Origin of the sequence: Bacillus sp. FJAT-22090 (assembly GCF_001278755.1) — a bacterium.
Taxonomy (GTDB): domain Bacteria; phylum Bacillota; class Bacilli; order Bacillales_A; family Planococcaceae; genus Psychrobacillus.
Window position 1 is genome coordinate 834318 of record NZ_CP012601.1, and the last position, 12430, is coordinate 846747.

The following is a 12430-nucleotide window of genomic DNA, read 5'->3' on the forward strand; positions in this document are numbered from 1 at the left end:
ATAATGAAATATAGAGCGGATGTTCCTTGTGAGAGCATTGATATGAATTAGAAGATTTTGCAGTATTGTACTAAATGTAACCGGGCTATAGATCCAAGCAGGAATAACGATTTTTTTGTAGAACTTATTGAAGAACGGAGCAGAAAAGTTAAACAAGTAATCTTAAGTGAAATATCTAAATGGAGGTATGAATATGAATTCGGTCGATGAAATTAATGTAATGGTAGCAGGGTTAAATGAATTGGATTTGGTTACAACATTATTTGATAAATACAGAGTGTTCTATAACCAAGAATCCAACTTAGAGGCGGGAAGAAAATTTATTGAAGAAAGGATGAAAGAGAAGCAATCTGTCATCTTCCTAGTTACACAGGAACAAGTAAATGATGTGCTACCATTGGGATTTGTTCAACTATTTCCCTCATTCTCCTCGGTATCCATGGAGAGACTGTGGATATTGAACGATTTATATGTGGACCAATCAGCAAGACGTTTAGGTGTAGCGAAACTTTTATTAGAAAAAGCAAAAGAATATGCAATTCAAACAAATTCAAAAGGATTAGTCTTAGAAACTGCTATTGATAATCTTAATGCTCAACGACTGTATGAATCTATTGGATATAAAAAGGATAGAGGTACCATGCATTATAGTTTTTATCTTAAATGAATTGTTGGGCCATTACAAACGGAGACTTTAGTGAATATGGGGTTGCCAAAGGCAGCTCTTTTTTCTTATTGAACTAACTGGGCACCAAATCATAGGGGGAGTATAATGAAAGATTTCTATGTTAGTTTGTTTGCTTTACTCGGACTGTGTCTTTTAGCAGGATGTACCGATAATCAATTCGACAATAAAGTGAAACCATTCGTAAAGACGGAGGAAATAAAAGAAAGCGAACCTTTATATGTTGAAACGATTGAAGACTATAAAGTGCCATTCAAAATTAGCCAAATTAAAAGTGTAATTGTTAACATGAACGACAGTGCTTCAGAAATACCTCTTAAAGGGGTTAGATATGAAGTGTCATTAATGTCAGAAAAAGAAATATCAATTGACGATAGAACATCTTTTAATTTTGAGATTGTAACTGATTCTTCCTTAAAGGAATCATTAGGGCAGATACAGCCTTTGCATTTAACAGACACTCGTGATGGATACTTATATACTCTTTCGTTTGAAACAATATACAGGGATTATTCCATAGAAGAACTCGAAGAATTAAATAAAGAACGCAACTTTAAAATATATCTTAATTACAAAGGTGTAAATGAAATTGGGTTTTTATAAAAAAGAATTTATATTAATCTTCCTGAACTAAAACGTAGGTTAGTTTAACAAGAAATAGGGGGTAGTTCAGATAATTATTAGAAAACTAGTTTCTGCGATAGTGACTTGTGGGTTAGTTATGATAATTTACTTCATAATAGAGCAGACGGGGTTTGTTATCATCTTAGGTATGTTTTTACTCCCTATACTTTTGTTTTATGGAATCCCGGCATCTATATTTTCTGATTATGTTACAAAAAAATCTAAAGGTATGTATAGAGGGTTTTTAGCATTATTGGTTCACTTATTGCTTGCATGTTTATTCGTTTTAATACCCTTTATCTTTTCAGAAGAGGAAAGAGAGATTTTATTTTCTGACTTTAAGAGCTCGTTTATATATTTCTTTTTAATTACCTCTATTCTTTCTTCAAGTCTCTTCTGGTGTATAGATGAGTTTCTTAGGAATAAAAGAGTAAAAGATATTGGTCAGAAGATTGGGGATTTAAAAATTTAATAAAGTTGTAAGGATCATTATTAACTTTTTCAACGGAAGGGGAAAAACGTGAGATATTATTTAAGTTTGGTACTTTTAGTTTCGATGGTATTAACTGGTTGTACTTCAGGTACACAAGTTACAAATAAACACAGTAGTTCAGGAGAAGAAGTTGGTTCATATGCTGCTTTGTTGAGAATAAACGGGGCTGAATATAGATCTGTCGGTACTAAAAATAAAGGAGAGTATACACTAAGTGACGAAATAGGCAAAGTTAAGAAAAGAGTACCTCCAGAAGTTCTCCCAAAAGACAATTTAGTATCTAATTATTTAGACGAAGGTACATTAATTTATTCTGTTGAGGAAGATAGTGACGTTATCCTTGTTCAAACAGAAGTAGATGGTGTCTATGAGATATTTAAAAAAACTAAATAATAAATTGTTCATTTAACTTCGAAGGATAAACTTAATTGCCATCTTATCTAATACAGTAGCGAATATTATCCCTGCTGTATATCGAATCAAATCCTCCGTAAGAAAACCTTTGCCAAGTATTAAAGCCCCGAGAGATGTCCCACGAATCTGATTAATCCAATCTTCCTGATACAACTGACTAAATTCAACGCAGAAGCTAAACAAAAAACTGAGCATAACGACCGTAAGGGTTCTCTTATGAGCTAAAAGAAAACGAAATCCGAAATAGACCATCATTGCCCATAGAACGTCTCCTGCGTTCAAAGCTAAAAATGGCATAAGTAGAAGACCCCATTTTCTAGAGGCAATGCCTAACAAAATAGTGATAGCAATAGCTATCAAATAAAGTATTCGCATGTTACGGTATTGCGAGTTGATAGGTTTTTGCTCATAAGTCAATTGAATCACTCTCTCTGCTTGGTGACATATTCCTTAACTTTCATTATCTCATATATAGTGGAAGCTAGAATTATGTGTTTATGGAATTTAATCCTTAACATATAACTGTTTTGAATAATAAAGAAGAGTGTAGCAAAGGTAAACTACGGTGGGGTTGTTATAAGAAGGATTAACGCAAAAACGACCGAAAATCGAGCAATGAACAAGAAAAAAAAGGAAGGATTAGTTGTTTTGAACAAGTGGAACCTGAAAAAGAGCTGGAGAAATCGGATGAAATAAATAGGAGCGTTAATTCTGGAAGGAAGGGATTAACATCGTTTTGTTGAACTTATTATACTAATAGATCAAAATACAATGAAATTGATTTTAGAAAGACCTATAAATAGGTAATCAGAAACCATTTGTTAGGGGAGTTTGTGAAACATTTCACTTAAACTAACGGGGCAGGTTAGTTGAAGAAGGGATTAGAAATAATAATGGGTTTTACCATTTTCAAGTGGGAAATTACATATGAATGAAAAACAAAAGCTACTTTTACAGAACCTAATAAATATAAAGGATTACTGGACGAAAACAGCCGTTGATGGCTTAAATTCTAATACAGATTTAATCTGGTCTGATTATGAAGACGAATATAAAATTCTTCAAACAAAACTCGCATCACAGGTAGAATTAAATGCTTTTCATAAAGTTCAAAGTGAAGTTATTCAAGGTATAATTCACTCAATTTTAGTTATGATTGATAGTGGCGATGAACTTGCTGAGAATTATTTCATTGATTTAGTGGATAGGGAGACAAATGAGTCACTACAAAAAGAAGTTGCATTACACGAAGAATTTGTTGGTTAATTACTTGATACTGAAGATGAATAATAAAAATCTTTATTTAACTAACGGGTCTTTACTTCAAGAAGGGCTAAAGCCTTTTTTCTTATTAAACTAACGCAGCAGTTTAGTTCAATAATTATTAAAAAAAACAAGGTATTAGCCGAGTTCATTGAACTGGGTTATTTTTTTATTAACAAATGTCATCATGAATAATGGATCTGAATTTTCGGGAAATCAGGTATAATAAATTTACTGCTTTTTATTAAACTTTACTAGAGTTGGAAGTAAATTCAACTCCTTTACCATTTTATCTTTTCGAATTGTGCATCCTAACCAGCCTCACCGTCGCCTAAAAGGTAGAAACAAAAAAGGGGGGTTTCCTCATGGAACAGGAAATACTGATGACACGGATCCGGAACGGCGAGGACGAAGCTTTTGCTCAACTAGTCAACCCCTTGATTGAAAAGGGGTACAGGACCAGTTTCAGTATCCTCAAGTCGAGGGATCAGGCAGAAGAGGTTGTCCAAAATGCGTTGATTGAGGCATATAGGAATATTATGAGTGGAAAGGATATCACCTATTTCAACACCTGGTTCTATAAATTGGTCACCCACCGCTCAATCGATGCTTGGAGAAAGAATGACCGCCTGAAGGAATCTCCGCTTGAAATCGATGCGGTGACAGACAAACATAGCGTGATGGAAAGCGTGCTAAAAGAGGAAACCGAGAACGAGATTAAAAGGGGTATATTATCCCTCGATAACAGGGACTACCGGAACGTCCTAATCCTCTACTATTACCAAGAGCAAGCAATCCAAGAAATTTCAGATTTGTTGGGACTGAAAAGTTCGACGGTCAAATCCCACCTTCGAAGAGCAAGGAACACTCTGAAAAAAAGATTGATCGAAAATCAATTTATAGGGGTGAATTCACAATGAAAATTGATGAATCAATGAAGAAAGAAATTAAAGAAGAGATGGAAAAAATCCAGGTACCATCTTCCATGTACGAATTTGCTAAAAACATTAAGGAAGAATCGGAAAAAAGAGCGGATTTTGAAAAAGCGACAGGAAGAAAAAGAGGTTGGAGAAAATCCCAGTTTGTAGTTGCAGCGGTTATCAGTATTGTCGTCCTAACGGGTTCCGCATTCCTGAATCCAACCATGGCGGAAATGGCATCGAAAATCCCTTATATTGGACAAATATTCCATAAACCTATACATGAAGTAATTACGGAAGCGTTGGTGAAAGAAGGGTATCAACCAACAAGTATCGGCATGGGGATCTGGAGACAGAAGCCACACTTTGACATATCGCTGGAGGGAACGGAAGAATACGTCAAGCAAGAAGAGGGCAAAGTTTTGACTATTTTGACTGAAATTTTGGAAAAAAAGGGGTATGATAACTACGAGTTAACGGTTTCTGACACGAATGAGGTATCTCCCGTGCTAAAAGAGATAGGTAATCAAAGGGAGGAACTAGGCGAAAAGTTGATGTCGGACTTGCAGGGTGCAGGCTACTCGATTATGAATGTTAACGCATATGGCCCTGTAGTAAACGTGTACATCCCGATTGCCGATGAAGCTAAGAAAGTAGAAATTTACAAGGCCGCGATTGAACTTTTGAAAGCAAACGATACACCGTCACAGGTACAGATTATAACTCGAGACGTTTCGGAAGAGGAACTTAAGGATAAGTGGATGCCGGTCATGAGAAGCATAGAAGAAGAGTTTTTCCTAAAAAAAGAGTACCGGGTAGCTGACATTAGCTATTCCTACAAGCCAGAAAAAGTGTCTATTACCATCATGACGAACATGAAACTATCGGAAGTAGATACTAAAGAGACGGTAACCAAAATCCGAAAAGAAATTACTGAGTTTCTGGATAGCGAAGAAGTAAAAACAATGACAGAGAATCAAAAATATGAGCTAATTGTCCAAGACAAGAACGGAAAAGATTTTCCTTTTTAAAAAACCAAACAAATTATAATTACACCCGTTATTTATCTCATACTAATAACTTTAAATGGCTGTGACTCAAAGTAACTCTAGATATAAAAACAGTGCAAATACAATTATTCTTTCTTCAACTAACGGATGCTTTAGTTAAACAAGACCATCATTTGGATGGTCTATTTTTATGTCCAAAACATCAAGTAGATTTCTGCAATCCATTGTGAAATGTTACACTTAAACTAACGCGGCAGTTTAGTTGAAGAAGAAATTTTTTATAAAAGTGAGGTGGGATAATAATGATAGGATCTCCCGAAATAAATAAAGTGATCAGAAAGATTCTAACACCAACATTAAAGGAAAATGGATTTAATAAAGTTAATACGAGGCATAATTGGGCCAGCATCGATCATTGTATCTGGGTGGTAGATATTACTGCTGTGGGCAAGTATTTTTCAGAAGTGACGGGATGGTCTCCTATGTCTATTCACGTGGAGCTAGGGATATATTATGACTTCGTTCCAACTGAAAACAGTGATATCAAAACGGGAACTAAAGGTGAATTACTACCAAAAGCACATCAATGTCAACTGCCGAACGAGTTAAACTGTAATATCGACCAAGCTAATTACACCCGCCATTTTGATAATCCTGCTGAAGTAGACCGAAAAGATATTTGGTGGATTGAAACTAACGGTTCGAACATTGAGGAAGTTATAAGCGATATAAAACATTCTTTCTTAATTTCTGGATTAGATTGGTTTAGGAAATATACAGATTTAGAGACAGCCTTTAATGAAATTGAAAAAGAACATAACTCGTTCAATAAATTTTATAATGCAAAGTACTTTGCGAAACATTTAAATGATAATGCAAAGTTTAATGAGTACAGTCAATTGCTAGAACGAGAACAAAAAAGAATTGATTCCTTCTTCAACTAACGGGTGCTTTAGTTAGATTATGGGTTGCTTAGAAAGCTCTTTTTTCTTATTGAACAAACGCAGCAGGTTAATTTTATAAGGACTGGGAAGAACTTAGAAGTAAAGGAGACCATAATGAGAAAAATAGACCGTAGTATTGTTATTGGAATAACAGGTGGTTCAGGTAGTGGAAAAACCACTTATTGTAGTAATTTGGCGAAGAATTTAGATGCATTGAAAGTTAAAACCATATCTACCGATGATTACTTTAAAGAAGTAAAGCCGAAAGTAAATGCTCCATACAATGGAAGACAATATGATGATTATGACCATCCTACTTCTGTGGATATTGACAAGCTAAATAGAGATATAAATCATTTAATATCATCTAAAATGGTTAATGTTGTTATTGTTGAAGGCTTAATGGTCTTGTATTTTGAAGAAATTCGAGAGAAACTTGATTTGAAGATATTTGTTGATTGCCCATCAGATGAGAGATTAGTCAGGAGATTAAAACGAGATAAAAACGAAGAAAGCTTTGATGAAATTTCTTCCGAATATCTTGATATAGTTAGACATCGTTATAATGAGTTTGTTGAACCTACAAAATGGTACGCAGATATAATCATAAACGGTTCCAATACTACTAAAAATTCAATAGATGTTGTTCGTAAATGGATACTAAATTAACATTTTCTTATTCAACTAACGGGTGCTTAAGTTGAAGAACATGGGTTTCTTAGGCAACTCTTTTTCTTCTTGAACTAACGCAGCTGGTTTGAGAACACACTTTTCAATTGGGGGGTGAAGTAAGAAAGAACCAGGCTTTTATTGCTTTGTGGTCTGCTTTAAATCAAATTTCTATTAAAGATGGACAACCTGACGAAGTTTCTATTTTCTGTATTGAAGAATCTGAAGCACATCTTCATCCACATCAACAAAGAAAATTAGCGGAATATTTACAAGTGGCTACCTGTAGGATAAAGATACTGCTTTTTAGAGTAGACATAAGAATGTAAGGAGCAATTTGCTATGAAGCTGGATTCTAAATCAAACTTACTTTTTCGTATGGTACAATTACTATCTTATTTGGTTTTTATTTGGTATCCAACTATCCCTTATCTATATATTTTTCCAATATTATTATTTATGTTAGATGAAGATAATAAGAATAAAAGGTTTAAAATGTTAGCTATATTAATTAGTCTCGTGCATTATCTTTTATTTTTATTTAAACGATTTAGATTTAGAACAACAAATTGCAATTTCACTATTTCTTTTGTTTAGTGGTTTCTCTGACATATTGAAAAAAACATTTAAAAAAAATTCTATTTAAGCATCTCAAACTAGATGCTTTTTTATTTCCTCATAGCACTCGGCTATTCAACTAACGGGTGCTTTAGTTGAAGAAGTGGAGACGCTTTTTCCCTAAAGAGTCAGTTTAATTGAAGAACATGAAACTTACAGAAAACTAACAGAGAGGTGATAATGTGAATGAAAATATAAATTGTGTAGGGTGTAATTTATCACACGTTATGATAATACCAAAAAAGCACTTTGAAGATGTTGATGAACTGGATCCTGATACCGCAAATGGGGTTATACAGGCAGCAAGATTACTTTCAAAAGTTATAAAGGTACTATATAAACCTGATGGGATAACAATATGTCAAAATGGTGGATTATTTAGCGAACTAACTCATTTTCATATGCACGTTATACCGAGGTATAAACATCAGTCATTTGCTGACTTCTATTTAGAAGAACCTTTAAACAATGAAACTGTAAAAAGTAATTTGTTAAATACAAGGAATGAATTTGTAGAGATTATCAAAAAAATAATATAAATCGTGTTCAACTAACGGGTGCTTTACTTCAAGAAGGAGTAAAGCTTTTTTCTTATTGAACTAAAGGGGCAGGTTAGTTGAATAAGGAAACTTTTAATATTTGTAAATAATTACTCCGCCATGTAGATAAATTGGTATTTCTTGATTATTGTTAATTAATTGAATGGAATATGAATCATCTAATTCAAAATCATCTAATGGGACACTTAACCCCCCTAAGTAATTTCCGATTTCAATCCTTCCGACTCTATTGCCTGCTGAGTTTTGCAAGATAATAGACATAGATTCAAACTTTTCTATTGGCTCAATAATTATACTTTGAGGTTTACTAAATGTAGCAATACTATTTTGACCTACAAGTATATTGCTAGAAAATGAAAATCTATGGAAAACATAAAGTTTAAATTTATTTGATTGTGAAAGTTCTTTTACTTCAGCCTTGATTTCTTCGGAAGGATTCATAATCAACCCATTTTCATCGAAAAAATTAGCAAATGGTTTTCCATTTTCAGCTTCTGCTGATTTATAGAGATTTGTTTCGATTAATTGATTTTTAATTTCTTCCTCAGAATAGGATTTAATCATTTGCCCGTTCTTATCAAATAATTTCATGTATGAGTCTTTCAAAGTATCAGCTACAACTGAATTGTTACTAGAGATTCCAACTGTTTCCTCGCCCTTAAGATTATTGATATCTGGAGTTCTATTCATAAAAAATACAATAGTAAATGTCATTAAGATAAGTATTATAAATATCGAATATTTTTTTGTCACCAGAAAATTTCTCCTATCGTTAATGTATATTTTGATATTATAAAATTATAACATGTTTTCCTCTATTTCAAAATTTAGGATTAAAAGTAAAATATTTTACTCTAACAGGAAGAAGGACAAATAGGTATATAGGGATATGTAAACCAAATAACTCTTATTCAACTAACGGGGCAGTTTAGTCGAATAAATAAAATTAGAAAAAAGCGGTACTTTAGTTTGTTTATATTCATATAATTATTATGAGTTGATTATTATGACACTTGAAAGGTGGATTTTTTATGTACAAAGTGAATGGTATAGAAGCTTATGAAGCACATAATCGAACTGAGTTATTAGCAGGTTTAGAGACAAAATCTGAATATATCCTTATTAAAGGAGACTATTATAAAGAAGTAAGAAAGATTATGGATACTCATCTTCCAGAGAACGAAAGTATAGGAGTGGCATTAGGAAGTGCAGGTGTGTTATCAATTCTTAATTATGCAATAGATGCAGTAAGAAATTCATTCAGTAATGCAGATAAAATGGATAAAAAAATTGACAGAAAGTTAAATTCATTCAAGGTTAAAAAGATTACAGATGATGGTTTATTATTGAGCTTAAAGCAGTTAGATTATTAGAACTTGCATACATAGAACTATTTTGGATAGTTCTATGTGAATAAATACACTTAAACAAACGGGTGCTTTAGTTAAACAAGACCATCATTTGATGGTCTATTTTTTTATCCGAAACATCAAGTAGTACTCAGAAATCCATTGTGAAATGTTACACTAAAACTAACGCAGCAGGTTAGTTGAAGAGTGTTGTTTAACAAACGTTTTTTGTAACCTTTAGCCTTCAAAAACGTATCAGTATTAATTGGATTTTCATTTTGGGAAGGTTTTTTCAATCCAATGAAAAGATTTTAAAGGTGGGAGAAATATGATAGGCGAAATCGTTATAGCAGTAATTTTTATGATTCCACTTTATGCATTCTTTATTTGGACCTATAATTATCCTGAAGATAGTTTTTTATTTGGAATACGTTGGAAGTACCAAGAGGAACCCGAGGTTTCTCCAAACGTTGTCCGTTATATGAAATTTGCATCAATTGTCGCTATGATTGGTACCCCTATCGTTATTTTTAGCTACTTCTTAAAACAGTCTGTTTTCGGTCTTGCTTTAATGGCGTTTATGATTGTCTTTGTTGCTGGTGCGGTTATTATATTTACAGGTAAAAGTAAATCTTAAATAAAGCCCTTGTATATTATTAACGGGCTCGATTGTTTAAGAAGCGTCTCTGTTCTTCTTAAACTAACGGGTGCTTTAGTTAAACAAAACCATTATTTCGATGGTCTATTTTTACGTCCATATGCGATCCATTGTGTAATGTTACACTTAAACTAACGCGGCAGTTTAGTTAAAGAAGGAGTTTGTTACAGAAACCAAGAAATAAACTAGTAAACAAGGAAACAGAAGGACGGGTGTTTATGATAAGAATGCGAATAATGACGGGAGCTTATCTTTTTTTTGATAATAAACTCTTGATGTTGAAACGCTCCAAAGAAAGAACATTAGCATCTAATTTATGGACTGGAATTGGCGGACATGTCGAGGCCAATGAACATAATAGTCCTGAAGAATCTTGTTTTCGAGAAATTTTCGAAGAGACGGGAATAAGAGAGAATGAAATAGAGAAACTTGAACTTCGTTATATATTAATGCGTAGAAGCAAAAATGAAATTCGACAACACTATATTTATTTTGGAAATACATTAAAGAATAATTTTCTAAATTCAGATGAAGGTACTCTTCATTGGATAGACCTTTCGAAAATTTTAAGCTTAGAAATGCCTTTGACAGTTAAATATATGCTAAAACATTATATTAATAATCCAAATGAACAATCTGTGTTTATAGGGTCAGTTAATCAATTAAAGATTGAATGGTCTTGTTTGGTGGAATAACCTTATTCAACTAACAGGTGCTTTAGTTAGACAAGACATCATTTCGATGTTTTGTTTTACGTCCAAAACAACATCAAGTAGATTTCGGAGATCGAGTGTGATGTTACATTTAAACTAAAGCAGCAGTTTAGTTTAAGAATTAATATTATCCATTTTATTGATTTCCTAGTATATAATTAGAGCAATTTTAGAACTGTTTAAGGGGTTATTATATTGTATAAAATTAGAGACTTATCAATTCCTAGTAATTCAAGAATCATTGTAATATCTGATATTCATGGAGAATTAGAACTCTTTAAAAAGCTCTTAGAAAATGTTAGCTACAACGAGGAGGATTACTTAATAATAAATGGTGATCTTTGTGAGAAGGGTAGTAACAGTAAAGGCGTAGTAAAATACATAATGACTCTTTCCGCTAATAATCGTAATGTTCATGTTACAGAAGGTAATTGCGATACAATAGTTGAAGATTTATTGAATGAAAATCCGAAATTAATAAAATATTTAATTACTAGAAAAAAATCATTATTAAATGAATGGCTTGAAGACTTAGGTATTTATATAAATGAAGAAACGAAAGTACAATATATAAAAGAAGAATTAATACATAATTTTTCTGAAGAAATTAAATGGCTAACAGAATTACCAACAGCTATCGAAACAGAGGACTATATTTTTTTGTTCATGCTGGTTTAGCAAACATAAAAAATTGGAAAGACACAGATCGAACTACAGCAATTAGACTCTCCTCTTTTTTAGAAAGAAAACATTGTGCTAATAAATATGTTATTGTCGGACATTGGCCAGTTGTAAACTATTCTGAAAAAGTATTTTCACACAATCCAATAATAGAAAATTCTAAAAAAATTATTGCAATTGACGGTGGAAATGTCATTAAACAAACTGGACAATTAAATGCATTTATCATAAACAGGGATTCTTCTAAAGAAAAATTTCTGCATTTTTATATTGATAAGTTTTCCGAAAGTAAGGTGATTAAAGATTTTTATGCAGATCAAATGATGGTCGGTTCTGTTAGTTACCCACATTTTGAAATACAACCAGTTGAAAAAAATAGTCATTTTACCTTATGTAAACAAATAAAAACAAACCAATTACTTTATGTGAAAAATGAATATATTAATCAAAATGATAATGGTACTTATTCTGTTAAAACAGATTTGTCTTGTTCACAAATAAACGTAAACAAAGGAGATATAATTTCAATAATTGACGATACCTGTAGTGGATATAATTTAATTAAAAAAGATGGTGTAGTAGGTTGGGTAACAAAGGAAAGTTTTAATTAATTTGATGTACTTATTCAACTAACGTGTCCTTTAGAAAAATTTAGATGGTCTATTTTTACCTCCAAAACATTAAGAAGATTTCGGCGATACAATGTGAAATGTTACACTTAAACTAACGCAGCAGGTAAGTTGAAGAAGGATTCTTAATCCTTTTGCAGAAGTTATAATAGGACAAAGGAAAAATGACTTTGATAAATATACAGGTAGAATATCGAAAG

15 protein-coding genes and 1 pseudogene are annotated in these 12430 nt (G+C 32.5%); 14 read left to right on the forward strand and 2 right to left on the reverse strand.

What is annotated here, in order from left to right; all coding sequences use genetic code 11:
• Positions 1 to 193: 193 nt before the first annotated feature.
• From AM499_RS04310 to AM499_RS04325, 4 genes are all read left to right on the forward strand, one after another.
• A complete protein-coding gene (locus AM499_RS04310; protein ID WP_053589046.1) occupies positions 194 to 667 on the forward strand; it encodes a GNAT family N-acetyltransferase in 474 nt (157 codons plus the stop codon).
• Between the two features lie 105 nt (positions 668 to 772).
• Complete coding sequence (locus AM499_RS04315) at positions 773 to 1288, forward strand: hypothetical protein (protein ID WP_053589047.1); 516 nt, start codon at positions 773 to 775, stop codon at positions 1286 to 1288.
• A gap of 118 nt (positions 1289 to 1406) precedes the next feature.
• Complete coding sequence (locus AM499_RS04320; protein ID WP_053589048.1) at positions 1407 to 1781, forward strand: hypothetical protein; 375 nt, start codon at positions 1407 to 1409, stop codon at positions 1779 to 1781.
• A 48-nt stretch (positions 1782 to 1829) separates the two neighbouring features.
• Positions 1830 to 2195: a hypothetical protein gene (locus AM499_RS04325; RefSeq protein ID WP_053589049.1), complete on the forward strand. Its 366-nt coding sequence runs from the start codon at positions 1830 to 1832 to the stop codon at positions 2193 to 2195.
• Positions 2196 to 2207: 12 nt separating this feature from the next.
• Here the strand turns inward: AM499_RS04325 and AM499_RS04330 are convergent, their stop codons facing one another.
• Positions 2208 to 2642 carry a ribosomal maturation YjgA family protein gene (locus tag AM499_RS04330; RefSeq protein ID WP_331457300.1) on the reverse strand — a complete coding sequence of 145 codons (435 nt, stop codon included), beginning with the start codon at positions 2640 to 2642 and terminating at the stop codon, positions 2208 to 2210.
• Between the two features lie 501 nt (positions 2643 to 3143).
• Here AM499_RS04330 and AM499_RS04335 point away from each other — a divergent pair.
• The 6 genes from AM499_RS04335 to AM499_RS04370 all read left to right on the forward strand — a co-directional run bounded on the left by AM499_RS04335 (position 3144) and on the right by AM499_RS04370 (position 8179).
• The gene (locus tag AM499_RS04335; RefSeq protein WP_053589050.1) at positions 3144 to 3482 is read left to right on the forward strand and encodes a hypothetical protein; all 339 of its coding nucleotides are present in this window, start codon (positions 3144 to 3146) and stop codon (positions 3480 to 3482) included.
• 362 nt (positions 3483 to 3844) lie between these two features.
• Entirely contained in the window at positions 3845 to 4399 is a 555-nt protein-coding gene (locus AM499_RS04340) for an RNA polymerase sigma factor (protein WP_053589051.1), read from the forward strand.
• On the forward strand, positions 4396 to 5430 hold the full coding sequence (locus AM499_RS04345; protein WP_053589052.1) for a DUF4179 domain-containing protein: 1035 nt from the start codon (positions 4396 to 4398) through the stop codon (positions 5428 to 5430). Before AM499_RS04340 ends, AM499_RS04345 begins: the two co-directional genes overlap by 4 nt.
• Positions 5431 to 5711: 281 nt before the next feature.
• On the forward strand, positions 5712 to 6353 hold the full coding sequence (locus tag AM499_RS04350) for a DUF4304 domain-containing protein (protein ID WP_053589053.1): 642 nt from the start codon (positions 5712 to 5714) through the stop codon (positions 6351 to 6353).
• 114 nt (positions 6354 to 6467) lie between these two features.
• The gene (locus AM499_RS04355) at positions 6468 to 7022 is read left to right on the forward strand and encodes a uridine kinase family protein (protein ID WP_053589054.1); all 555 of its coding nucleotides are present in this window, start codon (positions 6468 to 6470) and stop codon (positions 7020 to 7022) included.
• 800 nt (positions 7023 to 7822) lie between these two features.
• Complete coding sequence (locus AM499_RS04370) at positions 7823 to 8179, forward strand: HIT family protein (protein ID WP_053589057.1); 357 nt, start codon at positions 7823 to 7825, stop codon at positions 8177 to 8179.
• 93 nt (positions 8180 to 8272) lie between these two features.
• Here the strand turns inward: AM499_RS04370 and AM499_RS04375 are convergent, their stop codons facing one another.
• On the reverse strand, positions 8273 to 8953 hold the full coding sequence (locus AM499_RS04375; RefSeq protein ID WP_053589058.1) for a hypothetical protein: 681 nt from the start codon (positions 8951 to 8953) through the stop codon (positions 8273 to 8275).
• A gap of 278 nt (positions 8954 to 9231) precedes the next feature.
• On the opposite strand from AM499_RS04375, the gene AM499_RS04380 reads away from it, so the two are divergent.
• The 4 genes and pseudogenes from AM499_RS04380 (at position 9232) to AM499_RS04395 (ending at position 12212) form a co-directional block, all read left to right on the forward strand.
• Positions 9232 to 9573 (forward strand): hypothetical protein, encoded by a 342-nt coding sequence (locus tag AM499_RS04380; RefSeq protein WP_053589059.1) that lies wholly within the window; start codon positions 9232 to 9234, stop codon positions 9571 to 9573.
• A gap of 304 nt (positions 9574 to 9877) precedes the next feature.
• Positions 9878 to 10186, forward strand: a complete 309-nt coding sequence (locus AM499_RS21795; protein WP_197275590.1) for a hypothetical protein — start codon at positions 9878 to 9880, stop codon at positions 10184 to 10186.
• A 239-nt stretch (positions 10187 to 10425) separates the two neighbouring features.
• Positions 10426 to 10902, forward strand: a complete 477-nt coding sequence (locus tag AM499_RS04390) for an NUDIX domain-containing protein (protein WP_053589060.1) — start codon at positions 10426 to 10428, stop codon at positions 10900 to 10902.
• A gap of 213 nt (positions 10903 to 11115) precedes the next feature.
• Positions 11116 to 12212: pseudogene (locus AM499_RS04395) on the forward strand (metallophosphoesterase).
• The last annotated feature ends 218 nt before the right edge of the window (positions 12213 to 12430 follow it).